The sequence below is a fragment of the Streptomyces poriferorum genome (assembly GCF_019399235.1).
Classification (GTDB): domain Bacteria; phylum Actinomycetota; class Actinomycetes; order Streptomycetales; family Streptomycetaceae; genus Streptomyces; species Streptomyces poriferorum.
In genome coordinates, this window is sequence record NZ_JAELVH010000028.1 from 364 (window position 1) to 23,749 (window position 23,386).

The 23,386-nt window shown below is 70.4% G+C and carries 27 protein-coding genes; 24 read left to right on the forward strand and 3 right to left on the reverse strand.

The window, feature by feature from the left end:
- Window positions 1–43: 43 nt before the first annotated feature.
- Entirely contained in the window at window positions 44–898 is an 855-nt protein-coding gene (locus JGS39_RS07935; RefSeq protein ID WP_219568044.1) for a class I SAM-dependent methyltransferase, read from the reverse strand.
- Window positions 899–1,492: 594 nt separating this feature from the next.
- Here JGS39_RS07935 and JGS39_RS07940 point away from each other — a divergent pair.
- The 18 genes from JGS39_RS07940 (at window position 1,493) to JGS39_RS08025 (ending at window position 15,769) form a co-directional block, all read left to right on the forward strand.
- Window positions 1,493–2,086, forward strand: coding sequence for a hypothetical protein (locus tag JGS39_RS07940; RefSeq protein WP_073739095.1), 594 nt, complete (start codon window positions 1,493–1,495; stop codon window positions 2,084–2,086).
- 158 nt (window positions 2,087–2,244) lie between these two features.
- On the forward strand, window positions 2,245–2,688 hold the full coding sequence (rpsP, locus tag JGS39_RS07945; RefSeq protein WP_148021156.1) for a 30S ribosomal protein S16: 444 nt from the start codon (window positions 2,245–2,247) through the stop codon (window positions 2,686–2,688).
- Window positions 2,689–2,690: 2 nt separating this feature from the next.
- On the forward strand, window positions 2,691–2,930 hold the full coding sequence (locus JGS39_RS07950; RefSeq protein WP_003980229.1) for an RNA-binding protein: 240 nt from the start codon (window positions 2,691–2,693) through the stop codon (window positions 2,928–2,930).
- A 79-nt stretch (window positions 2,931–3,009) separates the two neighbouring features.
- Window positions 3,010–3,615 carry a ribosome maturation factor RimM gene (gene rimM / locus JGS39_RS07955; protein WP_219568045.1) on the forward strand — a complete coding sequence of 202 codons (606 nt, stop codon included), beginning with the start codon at window positions 3,010–3,012 and terminating at the stop codon, window positions 3,613–3,615.
- A complete protein-coding gene (trmD, locus tag JGS39_RS07960; protein ID WP_148021158.1) occupies window positions 3,615–4,436 on the forward strand; it encodes a tRNA (guanosine(37)-N1)-methyltransferase TrmD in 822 nt (273 codons plus the stop codon). The genes rimM and trmD overlap by 1 nt, the downstream gene beginning before the upstream one ends.
- Before the next feature lie 126 nt (window positions 4,437–4,562).
- Entirely contained in the window at window positions 4,563–4,913 is a 351-nt protein-coding gene (gene rplS / locus JGS39_RS07965) for a 50S ribosomal protein L19 (RefSeq protein ID WP_136329605.1), read from the forward strand.
- A gap of 45 nt (window positions 4,914–4,958) precedes the next feature.
- A complete protein-coding gene (gene lepB / locus JGS39_RS07970; protein WP_219568046.1) occupies window positions 4,959–5,729 on the forward strand; it encodes a signal peptidase I in 771 nt (256 codons plus the stop codon).
- Entirely contained in the window at window positions 5,722–6,801 is a 1,080-nt protein-coding gene (lepB, locus tag JGS39_RS07975) for a signal peptidase I (protein WP_219568047.1), read from the forward strand. The genes lepB (JGS39_RS07970) and lepB (JGS39_RS07975) overlap by 8 nt, the downstream gene beginning before the upstream one ends.
- The gene (lepB, locus tag JGS39_RS07980) at window positions 6,698–7,618 is read left to right on the forward strand and encodes a signal peptidase I (RefSeq protein WP_219568090.1); all 921 of its coding nucleotides are present in this window, start codon (window positions 6,698–6,700) and stop codon (window positions 7,616–7,618) included. Before lepB (JGS39_RS07975) ends, lepB (JGS39_RS07980) begins: the two co-directional genes overlap by 104 nt.
- A 267-nt stretch (window positions 7,619–7,885) precedes the next feature.
- Window positions 7,886–8,800: a signal peptidase I gene (gene lepB / locus JGS39_RS07985; RefSeq protein ID WP_219568048.1), complete on the forward strand. Its 915-nt coding sequence runs from the start codon at window positions 7,886–7,888 to the stop codon at window positions 8,798–8,800.
- 49 nt (window positions 8,801–8,849) lie between these two features.
- Window positions 8,850–9,599, forward strand: coding sequence for a signal peptidase I (gene lepB / locus JGS39_RS07990; RefSeq protein ID WP_219568049.1), 750 nt, complete (start codon window positions 8,850–8,852; stop codon window positions 9,597–9,599).
- A complete protein-coding gene (locus JGS39_RS07995) occupies window positions 9,589–10,077 on the forward strand; it encodes an NUDIX hydrolase (protein ID WP_219568050.1) in 489 nt (162 codons plus the stop codon). Before lepB (JGS39_RS07990) ends, JGS39_RS07995 begins: the two co-directional genes overlap by 11 nt.
- A gap of 64 nt (window positions 10,078–10,141) precedes the next feature.
- A complete protein-coding gene (locus tag JGS39_RS08000) occupies window positions 10,142–10,450 on the forward strand; it encodes a DUF2469 domain-containing protein (RefSeq protein ID WP_003965949.1) in 309 nt (102 codons plus the stop codon).
- An 84-nt stretch (window positions 10,451–10,534) separates the two neighbouring features.
- Complete coding sequence (locus JGS39_RS08005; RefSeq protein ID WP_219568051.1) at window positions 10,535–10,894, forward strand: YraN family protein; 360 nt, start codon at window positions 10,535–10,537, stop codon at window positions 10,892–10,894.
- Window positions 10,894–12,519 carry a YifB family Mg chelatase-like AAA ATPase gene (locus JGS39_RS08010; RefSeq protein WP_219568052.1) on the forward strand — a complete coding sequence of 542 codons (1,626 nt, stop codon included), beginning with the start codon at window positions 10,894–10,896 and terminating at the stop codon, window positions 12,517–12,519. Before JGS39_RS08005 ends, JGS39_RS08010 begins: the two co-directional genes overlap by 1 nt.
- Before the next feature lie 89 nt (window positions 12,520–12,608).
- On the forward strand, window positions 12,609–13,793 hold the full coding sequence (gene dprA, locus JGS39_RS08015) for a DNA-processing protein DprA (RefSeq protein ID WP_236063231.1): 1,185 nt from the start codon (window positions 12,609–12,611) through the stop codon (window positions 13,791–13,793).
- A 290-nt stretch (window positions 13,794–14,083) separates the two neighbouring features.
- Window positions 14,084–14,920, forward strand: a complete 837-nt coding sequence (gene whiG, locus JGS39_RS08020) for an RNA polymerase sigma factor WhiG (protein WP_219568054.1) — start codon at window positions 14,084–14,086, stop codon at window positions 14,918–14,920.
- A 273-nt stretch (window positions 14,921–15,193) separates the two neighbouring features.
- Entirely contained in the window at window positions 15,194–15,769 is a 576-nt protein-coding gene (locus JGS39_RS08025; RefSeq protein WP_219568091.1) for a TetR/AcrR family transcriptional regulator, read from the forward strand.
- 50 nt (window positions 15,770–15,819) lie between these two features.
- On the opposite strand, the gene JGS39_RS08030 is transcribed toward JGS39_RS08025, so the two are convergent.
- Window positions 15,820–16,425, reverse strand: a complete 606-nt coding sequence (locus JGS39_RS08030; protein WP_372456133.1) for a peptidoglycan DD-metalloendopeptidase family protein — start codon at window positions 16,423–16,425, stop codon at window positions 15,820–15,822.
- A gap of 451 nt (window positions 16,426–16,876) precedes the next feature.
- Here JGS39_RS08030 and rpsB point away from each other — a divergent pair, with 451 nt between their 5' ends.
- The 5 genes from rpsB to JGS39_RS08055 all read left to right on the forward strand — a co-directional run bounded on the left by rpsB (window position 16,877) and on the right by JGS39_RS08055 (window position 21,449).
- On the forward strand, window positions 16,877–17,887 hold the full coding sequence (gene rpsB / locus JGS39_RS08035; RefSeq protein WP_219568056.1) for a 30S ribosomal protein S2: 1,011 nt from the start codon (window positions 16,877–16,879) through the stop codon (window positions 17,885–17,887).
- Complete coding sequence (gene tsf / locus JGS39_RS08040) at window positions 17,865–18,701, forward strand: translation elongation factor Ts (protein ID WP_219568057.1); 837 nt, start codon at window positions 17,865–17,867, stop codon at window positions 18,699–18,701. Before rpsB ends, tsf begins: the two co-directional genes overlap by 23 nt.
- A 158-nt stretch (window positions 18,702–18,859) precedes the next feature.
- On the forward strand, window positions 18,860–19,636 hold the full coding sequence (gene pyrH, locus JGS39_RS08045) for a UMP kinase (protein WP_219568058.1): 777 nt from the start codon (window positions 18,860–18,862) through the stop codon (window positions 19,634–19,636).
- 170 nt (window positions 19,637–19,806) lie between these two features.
- Window positions 19,807–20,364, forward strand: coding sequence for a ribosome recycling factor (gene frr / locus JGS39_RS08050; protein WP_024488459.1), 558 nt, complete (start codon window positions 19,807–19,809; stop codon window positions 20,362–20,364).
- Window positions 20,364–21,449, forward strand: coding sequence for a phosphatidate cytidylyltransferase (locus JGS39_RS08055; protein WP_219568059.1), 1,086 nt, complete (start codon window positions 20,364–20,366; stop codon window positions 21,447–21,449). The genes frr and JGS39_RS08055 overlap by 1 nt, the downstream gene beginning before the upstream one ends.
- A gap of 74 nt (window positions 21,450–21,523) precedes the next feature.
- Here JGS39_RS08055 and JGS39_RS08060 read toward each other — a convergent pair whose 3' ends face one another.
- Window positions 21,524–22,051: a hypothetical protein gene (locus JGS39_RS08060; protein WP_219568060.1), complete on the reverse strand. Its 528-nt coding sequence runs from the start codon at window positions 22,049–22,051 to the stop codon at window positions 21,524–21,526.
- Window positions 22,052–22,190: 139 nt separating this feature from the next.
- Between JGS39_RS08060 and rlmN the strand changes: the two genes are divergently transcribed.
- Window positions 22,191–23,297 (forward strand): dual-specificity RNA methyltransferase RlmN, encoded by a 1,107-nt coding sequence (gene rlmN / locus JGS39_RS08065; protein ID WP_219568061.1) that lies wholly within the window; start codon window positions 22,191–22,193, stop codon window positions 23,295–23,297.
- Window positions 23,298–23,386: the final 89 nt, after the last annotated feature.

Consider the following 23,386-nt stretch of genomic DNA (forward strand, 5'->3'; position numbering starts at 1 on the left):
CGACGAAGCGGCCGCCCGCCGTCCTGCGAGGTGCTGTGACGTCCTACGTGGTGCAGACGAGGTAGCGGAACACGTTCGGCATCCACACCGTGCCGTCCCGGCGCAGATGCGGATGCAGGGCCTCCGCGACCTCCTTCTCCACCTGGGACCGGTCCGTCGCCCGTACCGCGGCGTCGAAGAGGCGCGTCGACAGCAGGCCCCGTACCGCGCTGTCCACGTCCGCGTAGCCGAACGGGCACGCCACCCGCCCCGATCCGTCCGGCCTCAGGCCGGACCGGAACGCCACGTTCTCCAGGTCGTCCCGCCGCGCCCCCCGCCCGCCGGCGGCCCTCGCCGCGCCCGGGCCCTCCGCGAGCCGGGTCGCCACCCGCAGCACGGCATCGGTGGCGCACCGCTCGGGCGGCCCCCAGCCGGTCAGGACGACCGTGCTGTGCCGGCCGGCCGAGGGCACCGCGGCGCCGAGCGTCCGCACCAGCTCCTCCCCGTCGTCGGGGGAGCAGCCGATCGGGGTGAAGGCGGTGATCAGGTTGTAGGGCTCCCGGCCGGGAGCCGGGGGCGCAACGGACTCCAGGAGCTGCGGTTCGGCGGGACCGGGCCCGCTCTCCTCCTCCGGACCGGGCAGCAGCCGGATCCGGGCGAGCGACAGACGTTCGAGGTCGGGATCGACGCCGGTGACGTGGGCCCCGCGGCCGGCCGCGATCAGCAGCGCGAGCCCGGATCCGCAGCCGAGCGAGAGCATGCGCGTGGCGGGCCCCACCTCGAGCCGCGTGTACACCGCCTCGTAGAGCGGCGCGAGCATCCGCTCCTGGATCTCGGCCCAGTCGCGGGCACGGGAACCGGTGTCCACGGACGCGGACGGCTCCGCCTGCGTGTGGTGCCGGACGAGCGTTGGTGTCATGGAATGCGCCCCAATCCGCCGAGAGCCGGTCAGACCGGTCGGCCGTACCGATCGGTCGAGCCTGTATGGACGATCTCCCCGTGGTCGTACGCCCGCGCTTCCCCCGTATGCCAGAGAACTGCGCATCCGCCGCCGCGTCCAGGGGTCTACGGGCAATGGTTGCCCGCGGTGGCCGGATGCGATGCGCCCGGAGCCGGGGCGCCCGTGGACAGGGGTGCCCCAGCGTTTCCGCTTTCCCGTGCTGCGGTCCAGTCTCACCCGGCACGCGGGGGCGGGCACGTCGAGCGCTCGGGTCCGGGCCGGCCGGCATCTGCGGCGCTGCTCCGGGGACGGGTACGGGGAGGGCGGTGTGCCGCGGGTACTGTCGGTGTCCGGGCCCGGCGCCCGCGCATCGGCGGGCGGGCGTACGCGCCGTCTACGCGCCGGGGCGTACCCGGCGCTACGTACCACCTTGGTGTGAGCTGTGCGTCTTCTCCGCAGATCAGCGCACCCGCCCTCGTCAGGACGCATGAACGGCAACTGACTGGTACGTGCAAAATATTTGGGATGGCCCGGAATCGGAACACCGAGGGCCCCGCGCTCGTTGGTCACGACGTGAGCACGACACCACCTGTACTTGCCGCAGAGCTGGCACAGGCGTGGGCCGATATTCAGCGGTACCACCCCGAGCTGCCCGATCTTGCCGCGCCCGAGTCCCTGATCGGAGAGTCCTCGTCCGCCTGCGGCGCCGAGCTCTCCTTCGAGCGACTGCTCCATGAGGCAGTCCACGGCATTGCCGCCGCCCGAGGTGTCCGTGACACCTCGCGCGCCGGCCGATACCACAACCGTCGATTCCTCGCGATCGCCGAGGAGCTGGGCCTCGATCACGCCGAGGAACCCCACCCCAGCAGTGGCTTCTCGCTGGTCACGCTCAATCCCGAAGCCAAGCGCCGGTACCGGCCGACGATGGAACGGCTGCAGCGCGCCCTCAAGGCGCACACCGTGGCCACCGCCGCCGACACCAAGCGCTCCTTCCGCGGGCCCGCGGCCCGGCACGGCTCCTCCGGAGGAGGCGTCCGGGTCAAGGCCGTCTGCGACTGCGGTCGCAACGTGCGCGTCGTCCCGTCGGTCCTCGCGCAGGCCCCGATCGTCTGCGGTGGCTGCGGAAAGCCGTTCCGGATCCCGGAGGCAGTGGTCGCGGTGGGGTGAGGCGGCGGGGTGTGGCACAATGGCTAGCTGTACTCGACAGTCGCATAGGACCCCTCTCTCCTCCGGCTGACGCGTCCATCGGGCACTCCGAGTACCGCAACCCCACGTGGCATCTTCGTTGTGCCCAACCACGTCATAGACCAGGAGACACCACTTCCGTGGCAGTCAAGATCAAGCTGAAGCGTCTGGGCAAGATCCGTTCGCCTCACTACCGCATCGTCGTCGCCGACTCCCGTACCCGCCGTGATGGCCGGGCCATCGAGGAGATCGGCCTGTACCACCCGGTGCAGAACCCCTCGCGCATCGAGGTCAACGCAGAGCGCGCGCAGTACTGGCTCTCCGTCGGCGCCCAGCCGACCGAGCCGGTTCTCGCCATCCTGAAGCTCACCGGTGACTGGCAGGCGCACAAGGGCCTCCCGGCCCCCGCGCCGCTGCTGCAGCCGGAGCCCAAGGCTGACAAGCGCGCCCTGTTCGAGGCCCTCACCAAGGACGCCGGCGAGGAGTCCAAGGGCGAGGCCATCACGCAGAAGGCGAAGAAGGCCGACAAGAAGGCGGACGAGGCTGCTGACGCTGCCGCGCCCGCCGAGTCGACCGAGGCCTGAGCATGCTCGAGGAGGCTCTCGAGCACCTCGTGAAAGGCATCGTCGACAACCCCGACGACGTGCAGGTCGCCTCGCGCACCCTGCGTCGTGGTCGTGTGCTCGAGGTTCGGGTCCATCCCGATGACCTCGGAAAGGTGATCGGCCGCAACGGCCGCACCGCACGCGCGCTGCGTACCGTCGTGGGCGCCATCGGCGGCCGTGGTATCCGCGTCGACCTCGTCGATGTGGACCAGGTTCGCTGACAGAGTTGAACACCGGCACGGGCCGGGGAGGGCCATGCGCCCACCCCGGCCCGTCGTCGTACGACAGGAGATACACAAGGTGCAGTTGGTAGTCGCGCGGATCGGTCGCGCCCACGGCATCAAGGGCGAGGTCACCGTCGAGGTGCGCACGGACGAGCCGGAGCTCCGGCTCGGGCCCGGCGCCGTACTGGCCACCGAACCGGCCTCCACGGGGCCGCTGACGATCGAGACCGGCCGGGTGCACAGCGGCAGGCTGCTGCTGCGTTTCGAGGGCGTACGGGACCGTACGGCCGCCGAGGCGCTGCGCAACACGCTGCTGATCGCCGAGGTCGACCCGGCGGACCTTCCGGAGGACCCCGAGGAGTTCTACGACCATCAGCTGATGGACCTCGACGTCGTCCTCGCCGACGGCACCGAGATCGGCCGGATCACCGAGATCACGCACCTGCCGTCCCAGGACCTCTTCATCGTGGAGCGTCCCGACGGCACCGAGGTCATGATCCCGTTCGTCGAGGAGATCGTCGCCGAGATCGACCTGGAGGAGCAGCGCGCGGTGATCACGCCGCCGCCCGGGCTGATCGACGAGAGCCAGGCGGTCGTGGTGTCGACGCGCGACGAGGAAGCGGAGTCCGCCGAGGACGGGTCCTCGCAGGCCGGTTCCGGCGACGCCGGGAAAGACGTCTGATGCGCCTCGACGTCGTCACGATCTTCCCCGAGTACCTGGAACCGCTGAACGTCTCGCTCGTCGGCAAGGCCCGCGCCCGCGGACGCCTCGACGTGCAGGTGCACGATCTGCGGGAGTGGACGTACGACCGCCACAACACGGTCGACGACACCCCCTACGGCGGCGGCCCCGGCATGGTCATGAAGACCGAGCCCTGGGGTGACGCGCTGGACGAGGCGCTGGCGGACGGGTACGAGTCCGGGGCGCACTCCCCGGTGCTCGTGGTCCCCACACCGAGCGGCCGGCCGTTCACCCAGGAGCTCGCCGTCGAGCTGTCCGAGCGGCCCTGGCTGATCTTCACCCCGGCTCGCTACGAGGGCATCGACCGGCGGGTGACGGAGGAGTACGCCACCCGGATGCCGGTCGTCGAGGTGTCCATCGGCGACTACGTGCTGGCCGGCGGCGAGGCCGCGGTGCTGGTCATCACGGAGGCGGTGGCCCGGCTGCTGCCCGGCGTCCTCGGCAACGCAGAGTCCCACCGGGACGACTCCTTCGCCCCGGGCGCGATGGCGAACCTGCTGGAGGGTCCCGTCTACACCAAGCCGCCCGAGTGGCGTGGCCGGGGGATCCCGGACGTGCTGCTCAGCGGCCACCACGGACGGATCGCGCGCTGGCGCCGGGACGAGGCCTTCCGTCGTACCGCACTCAACCGGCCCGATCTGATCGAGCGTTGCGAGGCGAGCGCCTTCGACAAGAAGGACCGCGAGATGCTCTCCATCCTCGGCTGGTCACCGGAGCCCGGCGGCCGATTTTGGCGCAGGCCCCAGGCCGTGGAAGAATAGGCCGCTGCTGTACGTCCGCGTGCGCCCCTGCCACAGGGGGAAAGACGCCCGTCCGACGCGATCAGCACCCCGAACTCACCACTCTCCCGTCGATGACCTGTGGCATCGGCGAAGAAAGCAGACACCATGGCTTCCCTGCTCGATGACGTCAACGCCGCTTCGCTGCGTACCGACGTCCCCGCGTTCCGCCCCGGCGACACGGTCAACGTCCACGTCCGCGTGATCGAGGGCAACCGCTCCCGTATCCAGCAGTTCAAGGGCATTGTCATCCGCCGCCAGGGCGCGGGCATCAGCGAGACCTTCACGGTCCGCAAGGTCTCCTTCCAGGTCGGCGTCGAGCGCACCTTCCCGGTGCACAGCCCGATCTTCGAGAAGATCGAGCTCATCACCCGCGGTGACGTGCGTCGCGCCAAGCTGTACTTCCTCCGTGAGCTGCGCGGCAAGGCCGCGAAGATCAAGGAGAAGCGCGACCGCTGAGCTGACTCCCTGGTCCACAGGACGGCCGGATAAGCTCTGGCCCCGATGGACACGGAAGCAGAGCACCTGGAGCGCGACCGCTCCTCCGCACCCACTACGGGTCCGGAGGAGGGGTCGCGCTTCTCGCGTATCACGAACCGTTTCGCCGCCACGGTGTCGTGGCGGCGCACCCTCGCGCTCGGGGCCGTCTGTTCGGTCGGCGTGCTGCTCTTCAGCACCTTCGTGGTACAGCCCTTCCTGATCCCCAGTGGCTCGATGGAGTCCACCCTGCAGATCGGGGACCGGGTGCTGGTCAACAAATTGGCGTACCGTTTCGGCTCCGTACCCCAGCGCGGTGACGTGGTGGTCTTTGACGGCACCGGATCCTTCGTCCAGGAGACGCCGTCGGAGAACCCTGTGACCGGGCTGCTGCACGGCGCGGCGGCTTCCCTGGGGCTCGCGGAGCCCGCCGAGACCGACTTCGTGAAACGGGTGGTGGGCGTGGGGGGTGACCGGGTGGTCTGCTGCGACAGACGCGGGCGGGTCGAGGTGAACGGCCGGCCGGTGAACGAGGGCTACCTGTTCGCGGGGGACGCACCGTCCCGGGCGCCCTTCGACATCGTCGTGCCCGACGGCACGCTCTGGATGATGGGCGACCACCGGAGCAATTCCCGCGACTCCCGCGACCACCTGGGCGAACCGGGCGGCGGCATGGTGCCCGTCGACAAGGTGATCGGCAGGGCCGACTGGCTCGGCTGGCCGCTGGGCAGGCTGGGGGCCGTTCCCGGCACCGCGGCGTTCGACGGCACACCCGCTCCCGGTCCGGCGCATGGGTAACCGCGGGCGGACGCACGGCGCAGCGGATCCCGAGATCCCGCTGCCCACCGGCACCCGGCCGACGGCCGCGCGCTCGCTGCCCACCCGCGCGGAGCGGCGCAAGCTCGCCCGCAAGGTGAAGCGGAAGCGGCGCCGGTCGGCGGTGAAGGAGATCCCGCTCCTCATCACCGTGGCCCTGCTGATCGCCCTGGTCCTCAAGACGTTTCTGGTGCAGGCCTTCGTGATCCCGTCGGGGTCGATGGAACAGACCATCCGGATCGGTGACCGGGTCCTCGTGGACAAGCTGACGCCCTGGTTCGGGTCGAAGCCGGAGCGCGGCGACGTCGTCGTGTTCAAGAACCCCTCCGACTGGCCGCCGCCGAACCCGGTGGAGGCGTCCAAGGAGTCCCCGGTCGTCATCAAGCAGGTGAAGGAAATGCTGACCTTCATCGGTCTGCTGCCCTCCGACGACGAGCAGGACCTGATCAAGCGGGTGGTCGCCGTGGGCGGCGACACGGTGAAGTGCTGCGAGCAGGACGGCAGGCTCATCGTGAACGGGGTGGCGGTCGACGAGCCCTATATCTACCCCGGCGATTCGCCCTCCACGATCAAATTCGAGGTAAAGGTTCCAGCGGGGAGAATCTTCGTGATGGGTGACCATCGCTCCAATTCCGCTGATTCGCGTTTCCACTTGGACAAGACGGGTCACGGCACGGTTTCCGAGGATGCCGTGGTGGGCCGTGCCGTGGTGATCGCCTGGCCCCTGGGGCACTGGCGCCAGCTGGAGGAACGTTCGGCGTTCTCCTCGGTTCCGGACGCGCGCGCCGGGACGGCTGCTGCCACCCGGCCGTCGAATAGTGTGTCCCCGGATCCCAACGGATTGATCCGGCTCCCGACCCCTGCGGAACTCCCGCTCGTTATGGGAGTGGTGGGCCTGCACCGGCTAGGGCGCAGGCGGCGGCACGGAATAAGGAGTGGATGTGGGGGATTTGGCGGTCGGCGCACGATCCGGACACGACGAGCCCGAGGACCGGCCGGGCAATCCGGAGAACGCCGAGTCCGCCGGGGCGACGGCGGACCCGGCGGAGAGTGACGGCAGCTCCCCGGGCAGCGGCAGCACGGCGCAGAAGAAGCCCCGCTCCTTCTGGAAGGAACTGCCCCTTCTCATCGGCATCGCGCTCATCCTCGCGCTGCTGATCAAGACCTTCCTGGTGCAGGCGTTCTCGATCCCGTCGGACTCGATGCAGAACACGCTGCAGCGGGGCGACCGGGTGCTGGTGGACAAGCTGACGCCGTGGTTCGGCTCGGAGCCCGAGCGCGGCGAGGTGGTCGTCTTCCACGACCCGGGCGGCTGGCTGGAGGACACCGCGGCACCCGACCCGAACGTGGTGCAGAAGTTCCTGAGCTTCATCGGCCTGATGCCCTCGGCTGAGGAGAAGGACCTGATCAAGCGCGTCATCGCGATCGGCGGCGACACGGTGGAGTGCAAGAAGAACGGCCCGGTCACGGTCAACGGCAAGGCGCTGGACGACAAGTCGTTCATCTTCGAGGGCAACACTCCCTGCAACGACGAGCCGTTCGGGCCGATCAAGATCCCCAAGGGCCGCATCTGGGTGATGGGCGACCACCGCCAGAACTCCCTCGACTCGCGCTACCACCAGGAGCTGCCGGGCGGCGGCACCGTCTCCACCGACGAGGTGGTCGGCCGGGCCGTCGTCATCGCGTGGCCGGTGAACCGCTGGGCGACTCTGCCCATCCCGAAGACCTTCGACCAGCCGGGTCTGAACGCCGCGATGTCCGTGGCGCCCGGTGCGATCGGCATCGCCGGAGCTGTGCCGTTCGTGTTCTGGCGGCGTCGACGGGCCGATGCGCGATTCCGGGCGGCAGAGGTGCACGGCAGCTCGTCGTGACCGGCTGACTCGTGTCGGTTCACCGCACAGGCGAGCTGAGACACCCCGCTGAGATGTGGCACGGACGGACCGCCCTCCGGTTGCTCGATGAGCAACCGGAGGGCGGTCCATTTCGTGGGCGGCCCGGGGCTCCCCCGAAGCGGTCGGCGGGACGGCCGGGTGACGACGTGGCTGCGGAACTCCCGTTCGTTGTCCGAAGCAGTGGGCCTGTACGAACAGGTCCTGGAGCAGGCGAAGGCCGCAGAGTGAGGTAGGAACGTGACGGACATGGCTGCCGGTGCACGACCTGGACATGAGGAGCCCGCGGAGTCGTCTGACGGGCCCGGTCAGCCCGCCGATACCGTCCCCGGCACGCTGGACGGGCCACTGGGCCCGGACGCTCCCGCGGACACGACCGCGACGGACGACGGTGGCGGGAAGACGCGGAAACAGCGGCCCTTCTGGAAGGAGCTGCCGCTGTTGATCGTCGTCGCGCTGGTTCTCGCTTTGCTGATCAAGACCTTCCTGGTGCAGGCGTTCTCGATTCCGTCGGACTCGATGCAGGACACCCTGCAGCGCGGCGACCGGGTGCTGGTGGACAAGCTGACGCCGTGGTTCGGCTCGGAGCCCGAGCGCGGCGAGGTGGTCGTCTTCCACGACCCGGCCGCTTGGCTGGCCGGGGAGCCCACACCCGAGTCGAACGTGGTGCAGGACTTCCTGAGCTTCATCGGCCTGATGCCGTCGGCCGAGGAGAAGGACCTGATCAAGCGGACGATCGCGGTGGGCGGCGACACCGTGGAGTGCGCGAAGGGCGGCCCGGTCGAGGTCAACGGGAAGGCACTCGACGAGCCGTACATCTTCCCGGGGGATTCGGCGTGCGACGACAAGCCGTTCGGTCCGTTCACCGTGCCCGAGGGAAAGATCTGGGTCATGGGCGACCACCGGCAGGACTCCTCGGACTCGCGCTATCACACCGATGACGTGACCAAGGGCTTCGTCCCCGTCGACGACGTGGTGGGGCGGGCCGTGGTGGTGGCGTGGCCGGTCGACCGCTGGGCGGTGCTGTCGGTCCCGGACACCTTCGGCCAGTCGGGGATCGGCGCGGCGGCGGGCCTGGCCCCCGGGGCGCTCGGCCTCGCGGGTGCGCTGCCTCTCGTACTGTGGCGCCCCTGGAGGCTGACCCGCGGGCGTACCGCCGGGTAGGGTGCCGACTCGGATCAGCGATTGTCGATCTCCGATGGGGGACGCTGCGATGAGTGCAACAGGACGTACGGGAGACGGCCGCGGCCGGCTCGGCAGCAAACTGTCGGGGCTGGCCGTGGCCGTCGGCTGTGTGCTCTTCCTCGGTGGCTTCGCCTGGGCGGCCGTGGTGTACCGGCCGTACACGGTGCCGACCGAGTCGATGACCCCGACGGTGAACGCCGGAGACCGGGTCCTCGCGCAGCGGGTGGACGGAGGCGAGGTGCGCCGGGGTGACGTGGTGGTGTTCACCGACGCGGCGTGGGGTGACATGCCGATGGTGAAGCGGGTCGTCGGGATCGGCGGCGACAGGATCGCCTGCTGTGAGAAGGACGGCCGGCTCACGGTCAACGGCATACCCGTCGCGGAACCGTATCTTCAGGCCGGTGAACCCGCCTCGGGAAACGACTTCACGGCCGAGGTGCCGAAGGGCAAGCTCTTCCTCCTGGGTGACGACCGCAGGTCCTCGCTGGATTCCCGGGTCCACCTTGAGGAGGGCGACCACGGTGCGGTGCCGCGCAGCGCCGTGCAGGCCCGGGTGGATGCCGTCGCCTGGCCGCTGGGCGGCATGATCGGACGGCCGCAGGCCTTTGCCGCCCTGCCCGGCGGAGTGTCCGCCCAGGGGCCTCTGAAGCTTCAGCTCGGAGCCATGGCCGGGGGCGTGGTGCTCATCCTCGGAGGTGCCGTGTACGGGCCGGTCGCGGCGCGGTCCGCCCGGTCGAAGCGGAACAAGCGGGAGACGGTGACCGCAGGTGCCCGCTGAGGCGCGCAAGGTCGCCCGTCTGGTGCTGCTCGATCCGGAGGACCGCATTCTGCTGATGCACGGGTTCGAACCGGAGGACCCGGGGAGCACCTGGTGGTTCACCCCCGGCGGCGGCCTCGAAGGCGACGAGACCCGCGAGCAGGCCGCCCTGCGCGAGCTGGCCGAGGAAACCGGGATCACGGACGTCGAGCTGGGCCCGCTGCTCTGGCAGCGGATGTGCTCCTTCCCGTTCGACGGAAGGCGCTGGGAGCAGGACGAGTGGTATTTCCTGGCCCGCACGACGCAGACCGCGACGGACACCAGCGGGCAGACCGGGCTGGAACGCCGCAGTGTCGCGGGTCTGAGGTGGTGGACCTCCGCCGAACTGTCGGCGGCGCGTGAGACGGTGTACCCGACCAGACTCGCCGAGCTGCTGCGCACGCTGCTCGACGAGGGTCCTCCGCGTACGCCGCTGGTTCTCGCCCCCGAAATCGCCTGAGCGACCGGGGGTACCGGGCCCTGGCGCACAATGGGGGAACGCACGGCTGAAGGGGAACATGCCAATGAGCGCCGAGGACCTCGAGAAGTACGAGACCGAGATGGAGCTGAAGCTCTACCGGGAGTACCGCGATGTCGTCGGTCTGTTCAAATATGTGATCGAGACCGAACGGCGCTTCTACCTCACCAACGACTACGAGATGCAGGTGCACTCGGTCCAGGGCGAGGTGTTCTTCGAGGTGTCCATGGCGGATGCCTGGGTCTGGGACATGTACCGGCCCGCACGTTTCGTCAAGCAGGTACGGGTCCTGACGTTCAAGGACGTCAACATCGAGGAGCTCAACAAGAGCGATCTCGAGCTTCCGGGTGGCTGAGTTCTCCACAACGGCCGAGTTGTCCACCAAGATCCACTAGTTGGGGGCGGACGCGTCAGAGTCGGTGCCGGAGGTGGTGCCGATATGAACGCACGGGGGGCACTCGGGCGGTACGGCGAGGACGTGGCGGCACGGCTGCTGGCCGATGCCGGCATGTCCGTACTGGAACGGAACTGGCGCTGTCGCGCCGGTGAGATCGACATCGTCGCGAAGGACGGTGACGCGCTCGTCATCTGCGAGGTGAAGACCCGCAGGGCGGGGGCCTTCGAGCACCCGATGGCCGCGGTCACACCGGTCAAGGCGGAACGGCTGCGGCGGCTGGCCGGGATCTGGCTGGCCCGGCACGGCGGCCCGCCGCCCGGCGGGGTGCGGATCGACCTGGTCGGTGTGGTGCTGCCAAGGCGCGGTGCGCCCCTGGCCGAGCATGCGCGGGGGGTGGCCTGATGGCGTTCGCGCGAGCCTGCTCGGTCGCCCTCGTCGGTGTCGAGGGCGTGGTGGTGGAGGTCCAGGCGGACCTGGAGGCCGGGGTTGCCGCGTTCACCCTGGTGGGGCTGCCGGACAAGAGCCTGGTGGAGAGCCGGGACCGGGTCAGGGCGGCCGTGGCCAACTCCGGGGCGGAGTGGCCGCAGAAGAAGCTCACGGTGGGACTGTCGCCGGCCTCGGTACCCAAGGGAGGGTCGGGATTCGATCTCGCCGTCGCGTGCGCGGTGCTCGGTGCCGCCGAGCGGATCGACCCCGCGTCGATCGCCGACGTGGTGATGATCGGGGAACTGGGGCTGGACGGCAGGGTGCGGCCCGTGCGCGGGGTGCTGCCCGCCGTCCTGGCCGCGGCGGAGGCCGGGTACCGCCAGGTGGTCGTGCCCGAGCAGACCGCGGGCGAGGCCGCCCTGGTCCCCGGGGTCTCCGTGCTCGGGGTCCGGAGCCTGCGGCAGCTGATCGCCGTGCTCTGCGACGAGCCCGTGCCCGAGGAGACGGCGGCCCACGACGAGGGCCGGCCCGACACGATGCTGGCCGGTCTGATGGTGCCGGGTGCCGGTATGGGAACGGGGATCGCCCGGGGCTCGGCGCAGGGCGAGGGCAGCCGGCCGGACCTGGCGGACGTCGCGGGCCAGGAGCGGCCGCGCATGGCCCTGGAGGTCGCCGCGGCGGGCGGACACCACCTTCTGCTGTCAGGGCCGCCGGGTGCGGGCAAGACCATGCTGGCCGAGCGGCTGCCCGCCATCCTGCCGCCGCTGACCAGGCAGGAATCCCTTGAGGTGACCGCGGTGCATTCGGTGGCCGGCATCCTGCCGCCGGGCGAACCGCTCGTCTCCCGCCCGCCCTACTGCGCCCCGCACCACTCGGCGACCATGCAGTCGCTGGTCGGCGGGGGCAACGGGCTGCCGAGGCCCGGCGCGGTCTCGCTGGCGCATCGCGGGATTCTCTTTCTCGACGAGGCGCCGGAGTTCTCGGTGAAGGCGCTGGACGCGCTGCGCCAGCCGCTGGAGTCCGGGCATGTGGTGGTGGCCCGCAGCGCCGGTGTGGTGCGGCTGCCGGCCCGGTTCCTGATGATGCTCGCCGCGAACCCCTGCCCGTGCGGGCGGCACACCCTGAGCGGGGCCGGGTGCGAATGCCCGCCCTCGGCGGTCCGCCGGTACCAGGCCAGGCTCTCCGGGCCGCTGCTCGACCGGGTGGACCTGCGCGTGACCGTCGACCCTGTCAGGCGCGAGGACCTGATGGGCCGCGGCGGCCGGGGCGAGTCGACGGAGACGGTCGCCGCCCGGGTGCTCAGGGCCCGGGCGCGGACCGCGGAGCGGCTGGCCGGCACCCCCTGGACCACGAACAGTGAGGTGCCGGGGCATGAGCTGCGGACCCGGCTGGCCGCGGCACCGGGCGCGCTGATGGCGGCCGAGCGGGACATGGAGCGGGGCATGCTCACGGCGCGCGGTCTCGACCGGGTGCTGCGGGTGGCGTGGACCGTCGCGGATCTGCGCGGAGCCGACCGCCCGGACGCCTCGGACATCGGGGTGGCCCTGGAGTTGCGCACCGGGATTCCGCGCGGGGCTCCGATGGGCGCGAGGGCGTCATGAGCGGGCAGGGGACAGGGAACGGCCCGGACCCCGCCGGGGGAGCGGGCAACTGGGCAGAGTCGCGAGGCCGGGCGGCCGATGACCGGCGGATGCCCGGGTGCACGGGTGCCCGCGACGGGGTGGGCGACGGGGAGCGGCTGGCCCGGGCGGCGCTGACCCGGGTGCTGGAGCCGGGGGACGTGCGCGGTGGGCGCTGGCTGCGGGAATGCGGTGGTACGGAGTTGATGCGGCGGATCACTACCCCGGACGGTTCGGCCGAGCAACTGAACGGGATGACGGCGAGACGGCTGGCCGGCTACCGGCTGCGGGCCCGGACCGTCGAGCCCGAGCGGGACCTGGCGGCGGCGGCCTCGGCCGGCGGGCGCTTCGTCTGCCCCGGAGACCGGGAGTGGCCGAGCCAGCTGGACGACCTGGGCGACGCCCGGCCGACGGGACTCTGGGTGCGCGGGAGGCCCGATCTGCGGCTCTGGGCGCTGCGCTCGGTCGCCGTGGTCGGGGCCAGGGCCTGCACGCCGTACGGGGCCCACATGGCGACGGCCCTCGGCGCGGGCCTCGCGGAACGGGGGTGGGTGGTCGTCTCGGGCGCGGCCTTCGGGGTCGACGGGGCGGCTCACCGGGGCGCCTTGGCAGCCGGCGGCGCGACCATGGCGGTCCTGGCCTGCGGGGTGGACGTCGCCTACCCCCGGGGCCATGCCGAACTGATCGGACGCATCGTCGAACAGGGGCTCGTCCTCGGTGAACTGCCACCAGCCGAGCACCCCACCCGCAGCAGATTCATCCTTCGGAACCGGGTGATCGCCGCGTTGACGCGGGGCACGGTCGTCGTCGAGGCCGAGTACCGCAGCGGCTCCCTGGTCACGGCCCGGTGCGCGCAACGGCTCGGCCGCCACACCATGGGAGTGCCGGGTCCCGCCACCAGCGGCCTGTCGGCAGGTGTCCATGAACTCCTGCGAGGCGAGGGCGTGCTGGTGACGGATGCCGCGGAAGTCGCGGAAATGGTGGGTGACATCGGGGATCTGGCTCCGCCGAGGCACGGTCCGATGCTGCCCCGCGACTACCTCGATCCTGTCTGCGGCAGGGTGCTTGACGCGCTGCCGCCCCACGGCTCCGTCAACGGGCGGGAGGTGGCGCGTGCGGCGGCGACGAGTGAGGACGAGGCGCTCGGGAAGCTGTACGAACTGCACTCACTGGGGTTCGTCGAACGCGAAGGCGACGGATGGAGGTTGACGAAGCGGCCGACATGCAACGGCGACGCGCGGCGAGGCGGTTCTTGACCTGGGGCATTCGGGTGAAAAGGTGATGCCGATGACCTCGGTGGATCCTTCGGCGGCGCCTCCGGGGCCGACGTGTGACGCGGCGGCCCCGGACACCCGTCATGTCCTCGCCCAGGTGCGAGGCCGGGTCCGCCGCCACGTCCTGCTCCGTGTCCGTTCGCCGGGAAGCCCACCGCACCCATCCCTTATCCTGCGCGGACCGCGACACTCCAGTCACGCTACGCTCACAAGGATTCCGGCCCAGACGCAAGTCCCCCAGCACTTCACGGCAGAACGGCTCAAGGCACCACATGCCCCAGCACACCTCCGGGTCTGACCGCGCGGTAGTACCACCGGCTGCGCGTGGCACTGTGCGCCCGCCCGCCCCCTCCTCGCTCGACGAGTTGTGGCGCTCGTACAAGACCACGGGCGACGGGCGGTTGCGGGAACAGCTGATCCTGCACTACTCACCCCTGGTGAAGTACGTCGCCGGCCGGGTGAGCGTGGGCCTGCCGTCCAACGTCGAGCAGGCGGACTTCGTCTCCTCGGGCGTCTTCGGGCTGATCGACGCGATCGAGAAGTTCGACATCGAGCGCGCGATCAAGTTCGAGACGTACGCGATCACCCGCATCCGGGGCGCGATGATCGACGAACTGCGGGCGCTGGACTGGATCCCGCGCTCCGTGCGCCAGAAGGCGCGGGCCGTGGAGCGCGCCTACGCCACCCTGGAGGCACAGCTCAGACGCACGCCCTCGGAGGCGGAGGTCGCCGCCGAGATGGGCATCGCGCTGGAGGAACTGCACGCGGTTTTCAGCCAGTTGTCGCTCGCCAACGTCGTCGCACTGGAGGAGCTCCTCCATGTGGGCGGTGAGGGCGGCGACCGGCTGAGCCTGATGGACACGCTGGAGGACACCGCTGCCGACAATCCGGTGGAAGTGGCCGAGGACCGTGAGCTCAGAAGGCTTCTCGCCCGCGCGATCAACACCCTCCCGGACCGTGAGAAGACGGTCGTGACGCTCTACTACTACGAGGGCCTCACCCTCGCCGAGATCGGCAACGTCCTCGGCGTCACCGAGAGCCGGGTCAGCCAGATCCACACCAAGTCGGTGCTGCAACTGCGCGCGAAGCTGGCCGACGCCGGCCGCTGATACGGCCCGGACAGGCCCCCGGACAGGCCCTGGACGGGCCCCGGCAGAGGCGAACGTGCGCCGGGCGGAACCCCGACGGGCCCCGGCAGGTGTGAACCGGGCCCCGGGCGGACCCGGCAGGTGTGAACCGGACCCCGGGCGGACCCGGCAGGCGTGAACGGCCCCCCGGGAGGACCCGGCAGGAGCGCTTCGGCCAACGATCGGAGCCGCCCGCCCCCTCTCCGACACCGGCCGCCGTAGAGTGTTCGTGTGCCCAGGATTCGAGCGGCCTCCGTGGCCGAGCACCGGACCATGCAGCGCGGCGCCCTCCTGGACGCAGCGCGCTCCCTGCTGTCCGAGGGTGGCACGGAGGCGTTGACCTTCCCCGCCCTCGCCGAACGCACGGGCCTCGCACGGTCCTCCGTCTACGAGTACTTCCGGTCCCGCGCAGCCGTCGTCGAAGAGCTCTGCGCCGTCGACTTCCCCGTGTGGGCGGCGGAGGTCGAGAGCGCGATGGAGCGGGCGGGCACGCCCGAGGAGAAGATCGAGGCGTACGTCAGGCGTCAGCTCGACCTCGTCGGGGACCGTCGCCACCGGGCCGTCGTCGCGATCTCCGCGAGTGAACTGGACGCGGGTGCGCGCGAGAAGATCCGGGCGGCGCACGGTGGCCTGATCACCATGATCGTGGAGGCGCTCGGCGATCTCGGACACGACGAGCCCCGGCTGGCGGCCATGCTGCTCCAGGGCTCCGTGGACGCGGCGGTCCGGCGTATCGAACTGAGTGTGGCGGAGGAACCCGCCGTGATCGCGGACACCGCCGTCGCGATGGTCCTGAACGGCGTCCGCGGCATCCGCGACGACCAGGGCTGACCGCCCACGCCACGAGGACCGGCCAGGGTGCTTTCCGCCGTTGCCAGGGCCTACGTGGGACCGGGTGCGGGTACGCCCCACACCGGCAGCAGCCGCGAGGGCCCGCGCCGCAGCAGGGACGGCGGCAGCAGCGACAGCGGGTCCAGATACGCCTCCGCGCGCCGCAGGCCCCAGTGCAGACAGCCAGGAGCGCAGTGGGACGCCCCGGCCGACATGACCGCCACCACCTGTCCCGCCGCGACCTCGTCGCCCTTCGCGACCAGCGGGCGTACCGGCTCGTAGGTGGTCCGCAGCGGCGGATCACCCGTCCCGGCAAGTTCGATCACGACCACTCCGCGCCCCGCCACGCCACCCGCGAAGGACACCCGGCCCGCCGCGGCCGCGAGCACCCGCGCGCCGGGTCCGGCGCCGAGGTCCACCCCGCGGTGCCCGCGCCCGTACTCGGTGGCCGGCGGCTCCCACCCGCGTACGACCGGAGGTCTCCCCTCCAGCGGCCAGCTCCGCCCACCGGCCGGAACCGCCGGGACGGCTGCCCGGCCGTCCGCCGCACCGGGAGCCATCACCTGCCCCGCGGCCACAGCCGCGCTGGGCGGTGGCCGCTGCGCCGCCCGGGCGTACAGCCCGCCGCACCCCATCGCGAGCAGTCCCAAGAGCACTAGCCCCGAGACGGCCGCCACCGCCCGGCCGGCCCGCCATCCGGAAGTGCCGGCCGCCCATCCGGAGCCGCCGGCCCGTCGCCCGCCCCGGCGGTCCAGCACACCGCGGTGCGCGGCAGGGTGGAGACGACCGCTCCGGATCCGCTGACAACGACGTTCCGATGTGAATCGCATGCCGCCCACCGTCCCCCGCCCCGGGGATCCGCGGGGATCATGGAGCGGATCTGTGGACTACCGGCCGGTTGTGGACAGCGTCGTCACCCGGCACCCGACGGGTCCCGTACACTTCTTCTGGCGATCCGGGTCACCGGGTCGACTTCGCACGCCCCGCCACCTCCTTCTCTGCGGAGGTGGCCGCGCTCCTCGGTCCTTCGTGGCACGGCGCGTCGGGGCGTCAGGCGCGACAGCAAACCTGCGGTCGCGATAACCGAGCACCTCAAGGAGTACGGCCATGGCCGTCGTCACGATGCGGGAGCTGCTGGAAAGCGGCGTCCACTTCGGTCACCAGACCCGTCGTTGGAACCCGAAGATGAAGCGCTTCATCTTCACGGAGCGCAACGGCATCTACATCATCGACCTGCTCCAGTCGCTGTCGTACATCGACCGCGCCTACGAGTTCGTCAAGGAGACCGTCGCCCACGGCGGCTCCATCATGTTCGTGGGTACGAAGAAGCAGGCCCAGGAGGCCATCGCCGAGCAGGCGACGCGCGTCGGCATGCCGTACGTCAACCAGCGTTGGCTCGGTGGCATGCTCACCAACTTCTCCACCGTCTACAAGCGCCTTCAGCGTCTGAAGGAGCTCGAGCTCATCGACTTCGAGGACGTGGCCGCCTCCGGCCTCACCAAGAAGGAGCTCCTGGTTCTCTCCCGCGAGAAGGCCAAGCTGGAGAAGACCCTCGGTGGTATCCGCGAGATGCAGAAGGTGCCGAGCGCCGTCTGGATCGTCGACACCAAGAAGGAGCACATCGCCGTCGGTGAGGCGCGCAAGCTCCACATCCCGGTCGTCGCGATCCTCGACACCAACTGCGACCCCGACGAGGTCGACTACAAGATCCCGGGCAACGACGACGCGATCCGCTCCGTCACCCTGCTCACCCGCGTGATCGCCGACGCCGTCGCCGAGGGCCTCATCGCCCGTTCCGGCGCTGCGACCGGCGACTCGAAGCCGGGCGAGAAGGCCGCCGGCGAGCCGCTCGCCGAGTGGGAGCGCGACCTGCTCGAGGGCGACAAGAAGGCTGACGCCGAGGTCCAGACCTCCGCCGAGACCGAGAAGGTCGCGGACGCGGAGGCCGCCGAGGCCCCCGCCGCCGAGGCTGCTGCCGAGGCCCCCGAGGCTGAGGCCCCCGTCGCCGAGGCNGACGGGGGGGGCGGGTGCCACAGGCACCGCCCCCGCCGTTCACCCGTAGATCTTTCAGACTTCGAGAGAGAAATACAGACTCATGGCGAACTACACCGCCGCTGACGTCAAGAAGCTCCGTGAGCTCACCGGCGCCGGCATGATGGACTGCAAGAAGGCGCTCGACGAGGCCGACGGCAACGTCGACGGAGCCGTCGAAGCCCTCCGTATCAAGGGTCAGAAGGGCGTCGCCAAGCGCGAAGGCCGTTCTGCCGAGAACGGCGCGGTCGTCTCCCTCGTCTCCGAGGACAAGACGTCCGGCGTGCTCGTCGAGCTGAAGTGCGAGACGGACTTCGTCGCCAAGGGTGACAAGTTCCAGGCCGTCGCCAACGCGCTCGCCGCCCACGTCGCCGCGACCTCCCCGGCCGACATCGAGGCGCTGCTCGCGTCCGAGATCGAGCCCGGCAAGACCGTCCAGGCGTACGTGGACGAGGCCAACGCCAACCTCGGCGAGAAGATCGTCCTGGACCGCTTCGCGCAGTTCCAGGGTGCCTTCGTGTCCGTGTACATGCACCGCACCATGCCCGACCTGCCGCCGCAGATCGGTGTCATGGTCGAGCTGGACAAGGCCGACGCCGAGCTGGCCAAGGGCATCGCCCAGCACATCGCCGCCTTCGCGCCGAAGTACCTGTCCCGCGAGGACGTCCCGGCCGAGGTCGTCGAGGCCGAGCGCCGTGTCGCCGAGGAGACCACGCGCGCCGAGGGCAAGCCCGAGGCCGCGCTCCCGAAGATCGTCGAGGGTCGCGTCAACGGCTTCTTCAAGGAGGCCACCCTCCTCGGCCAGCCGTACGCGCTGGACAACAAGAAGTCCGTCCAGAAGGTCCTGGACGAGGCCGGTGTCACCCTGAAGCGCTTCTCGCGCATCAAGGTCGGCATCTGAGTCCGTCCGCGAAAAACGGTGGACCCCGATAGGGTCAGGTGCAGTCGACGGCCGCACACCGCCGTACGACCGCAGATCTGACGAGGAGGCCATTGCCGCTGAGGGACACCAGACCCACCGGCAATGGCCTTCTTCGTATGTGCACGAGGAGAATCTCCATGAACAAGGGCGCGGACGCCGCAACAGGTGACCACAAGCGCGACGACGGCAAGGTGCGCGGACGCTTCATGCTGAAGCTGTCCGGAGAGGCGTTCGCCGGCGGCGGGGGTCTCGGTGTCGACCCCGACGTCGTGCACGCCATCGCCCGCGAGATCGCGGCCGTCGTGCGCGGCGGTGCGGAAATCGCGATCGTCATCGGCGGCGGCAACTTCTTCCGCGGTGCCGAGCTCCAGCAGCGCGGCATGGACCGGGCCCGGTCCGACTACATGGGCATGCTCGGCACCGTCATGAACTGCCTCGCTCTCCAGGACTTCCTGGAGAAGGAGGGCATCGACTCCCGCGTCCAGACGGCCATCACCATGGGCCAGGTCGCGGAGCCTTACATTCCGCTGCGCGCCGTACGGCACCTGGAGAAGGGCCGCGTCGTCATCTTCGGCGCCGGCATGGGCATGCCGTACTTCTCGACCGACACCACCGCGGCACAGCGCGCCCTGGAGATCGACGCCGAGGCACTGCTGATGGGGAAGAACGGTGTGGACGGGGTCTACGACTCCGACCCGAAGACCAACCCCGGCGCGGTGAAGTTCGACGCGCTGGAGTACAGCGAGGTGCTCGCCCGCGATCTCAAGGTCGCCGACGCCACCGCCATCACGCTCTGCCGCGACAACCAGCTGCCGATCCTCGTCTTCGAGCTGACCACCGCGGGCAATATCGCCCGCGCCGTCAAGAGTGAGAAGATCGGCACGCTCGTGAGTGACCAGGGCACCCGGGCCTGACAATCGGGGGGACCGTACCGGGGCGACCCGGTGGGGCCCCGGGGGTGCAGGGGGTGCCCCCGAAGGATGGACAACGGCCTGCCGGTCGGACACCGTGCAGGTGAGGACGCGACGCAGGACCCGCCGGGCCCGAGCACGCCGGGCCCACTCAAGACACGCAGGAGCACGTGGTGATCGAAGAAACCCTCCTCGAGGCCGAGGAGAAGATGGAGAAGGCCGTCGTGGTCGCGAAAGAGGACTTCGCCGCGATCCGTACCGGCCGTGCGCACCCGGCGATGTTCAACAAGATCGTCGCGGACTACTACGGTGCGCTGACCCCGATCAACCAGCTCGCCTCGTTCTCGGTGCCCGAGCCCCGTATGGCCGTCGTGACGCCGTTCGACAAGACCGCGCTGCGCAACATCGAGCAGGCCATCCGCGACTCGGACCTCGGCGTCAACCCGAGCAACGACGGCAATATCATCCGGGTGAACTTCCCCGACCTCACCGAAGAGCGCCGTCGCGACTACATCAAGGTCGCGAAGACGAAGGCCGAGGACTCCAAGATCTCGATCCGGGCCGTGCGCCGCAAGGCCAAGGAGACCCTGGACAAGCTGGTCAAGGACAAGGAGTCCGGCGAGGACGAGGTCCGCCGCGCCGAGAAGGAGCTCGACGACACCACCGCGAAGTACGTCGCGCAGGTGGACGAGCTGCTGAAGCACAAGGAAGCCGAGCTGCTCGAAGTCTGATGAACGACTCCTCCTGGGGCGTCCCGCAGGGCGTCGGTCATCGGGCTGCGCCCGAGATGCGGGCCGCTCCGGCGGGTCCTGCATACGATGTGCATGACGCCCAGCAGACTCGGCCCATGCCCATCGTGCCGGACGTTCCCGACGCAGGTAGAGACGCTGACGACCGTGATGACCGGGACCAGGGGGCCGGACGCCTGAGCGGCGGCCCCCTGTTCCGCGACGAGAAGCCGCAGGAGCCCATGTCCACCGCGCCACCACCCCCGCAGAAGAAGCGTGCGGGCCGTGATCTGGGAGCCGCCATAGGGGTCGGCGTGGGGCTCGGTGCCGTCGTGGTCGCCTCGCTCTTCATCGTCAAGGCCGTCTTCGTCGGCGTGATCGTCGTCGCCGTCGTCGTGGGTCTGTGGGAACTCACCTCACGGCTGGAGGAGCGCAAGGGCATCAAGGCGCCGCTCGTGCCGCTCGCGATCGGTGGCGCGGCCATGGTCGTGGCCGGTTACGCGCGGGGTGCGGAGGGTGCCTGGATCGCCATGGCCCTGACCGCTCTGGCGGTACTCGTCTGGCGGATGACCGAGCCGCCGGAGGGCTACCTCAGGGACGTCACGGCCGGCGTCTTCGCCGCGTTCTACGTGCCGTTCCTGGCGACCTTCGTCGCCATGCTCCTGACCGCCGACGACGGGCCTCAGCGGGTCCTGACCTTCCTGCTGCTGACCGTGGTCAGCGACACGGGGGCGTACGCCGTCGGCTGGCGCTTCGGCAAGCACAAGCTCGCACCGCGCATCAGCCCCGGAAAGACCCGCGAGGGCCTCTTCGGAGCCGTGGCCTTCGCGATGGTGGCCGGCGCGCTGTGCATGCAGTTCCTGATCGACGACGGCACGTGGTGGCAGGGCCTGCTGCTCGGCCTCGCGGTCGCCGCCAGCGCCACCCTCGGGGACTTGGGCGAGTCCATGATCAAGCGTGACCTCGGGATCAAGGACATGGGCACGCTCCTTCCCGGACACGGCGGGATCATGGACCGGCTGGACTCCCTGCTGCCGACGGCGCCGGTGGTCTGGCTGCTGATGGTGATCTTCGTCGGCTCCGGCTGAGCGCCCGCAGGCATGACACGAGTGAGGGCCCGCCGTNACGGCGGGCCCTCACTCGTGTCATGCCTGCTGTGACATCAGCCACGCTCCCGCAGCGCCGAGCGCATGTGGTGAAGGAGCTCCAGCGCCCGGCGGCGCATCCACAGGATCCAGAGGCAGAACGCGACCGCGCCGACGGCGAAGACCAGCGGAAAGACCACCGACCCGTTGACGGCCCCCAGGACGAGTAGCCCTGCCGCGACCAGACCCATGAAGCCCAGCCAGTACGGCAGCCACCTGCCTCCCCGCTCGATCTTCCCCAGCTGATCGTCGACCAGGCGCAGCATGAGGGCCCGCTCCTCGGGATCCCGTGGCACCTCGCGGTGCCGAATCTTGCGGTTGAGGCCGGCGATCGCATGCGGGCCGGCGCCGGTTGCCCGGCTGGTCCTGCGGCGCTGGACAGCCAGGAACCCGACGACCACGACGGTGTAGAACAAGCCCTGGAGCATCCACACGCCGGGGTCTTCATCCCGGCGGACCAGGGCTCCCACACCCAGACCCAGTACAAGGACCACCAGTCCCTGTGCGATCAGGCTGTCACTGAACCAGTGCTTCACGGTCTGCACGGCACTTACCTCCTGTGACGTCGGCGGGGAGTCCCTGTCATGTCCCGGATACCCCGTACGGCCCGGTTCACCGGGGCCACAGCCGGGGTGCGGGCGACGAACGAAGGCACCTCCGCGCGTCTGCGACACTGGATGAACCATGCCTAAGCCCGGAGAACTCACTTTCGTCGCGCCCCGCGGAGCCAAGAAGCCCCCGCGGCACCTCGCCGACCTCACGCCCGCCGAGCGCAAGGAAGCGGTCGCCGCGACCGGCGAGAAGCCGTTCCGCGCCCAGCAGCTCTCGCAGCACTACTTCGCGCGGTACGCGCACGACCCGGCGGAGTGGACCAACATCCCCGCCGGATCGCGGGACAAGCTCGCCGAGGCGCTGTTCCCCGATCTGATGTCCGTGGTGCGGCACATCAGCTGCGACGACGACACCACCCGTAAGACGCTCTGGAAGCTGCACGACGGGACGCTGGTCGAGTCCGTCCTGATGCGCTACCCCGAGCGCGTCACGATGTGCATCTCCTCGCAGGCCGGGTGCGGCATGAACTGCCCGTTCTGCGCCACCGGGCAGGCCGGTCTCGACCGCAACCTGTCCACCGCGGAGATCGTCCACCAGATCGTGGACGGCATGCGGGCGCTGCGTGACGGCGAGGTCCCGGGGGGCCCGGCGCGCCTGTCCAACATCGTCTTCATGGGCATGGGCGAGCCGCTCGCCAACTACAACCGCGTCGTCGGCGCGATCCGCAGGCTGACCGACCCGGAGCCGGACGGCCTCGGGCTCTCGCAGCGCGGGATCACGGTCTCCACCGTCGGCCTCGTGCCCGCGATGCTCCGGTTCGCGGACGAGGGCTTCAAGTGCCGTCTCGCCGTCTCGCTGCACGCCCCGGACGACGAGCTGCGCGACACCCTCGTGCCGGTGAACACCCGCTGGAAGGTCCGCGAGGTGCTGGACGCCGCATGGGAGTACGCGGAGAAGTCCGGCCGTCGCATCTCCATCGAGTACGCGCTGATCCGCGACATCAACGACCAGGCGTGGCGGGGCGACCGGCTCGGCCGGCTGCTCAAGGGCAAGCGGGTCCACGTCAACCTGATCCCGCTGAACCCGACCCCCGGCTCGAAGTGGACCGCCTCGCGGCCCGAGGACGAGAAGGCGTTCGTCGAGGCGATCGCCGCCCACGGGGTGCCGGTCACCGTCCGGGACACCCGGGGCCAGGAGATCGACGGGGCCTGCGGGCAGCTGGCGGCATCCGAGCGCTGAGGCCGAAACCGGCCGTGTAGCCTGGGCTCGAAATCAACTTCATATTCCGACAGGGGAGCGCCACAGCGCTGAGAGTGCGGCACCAAGGA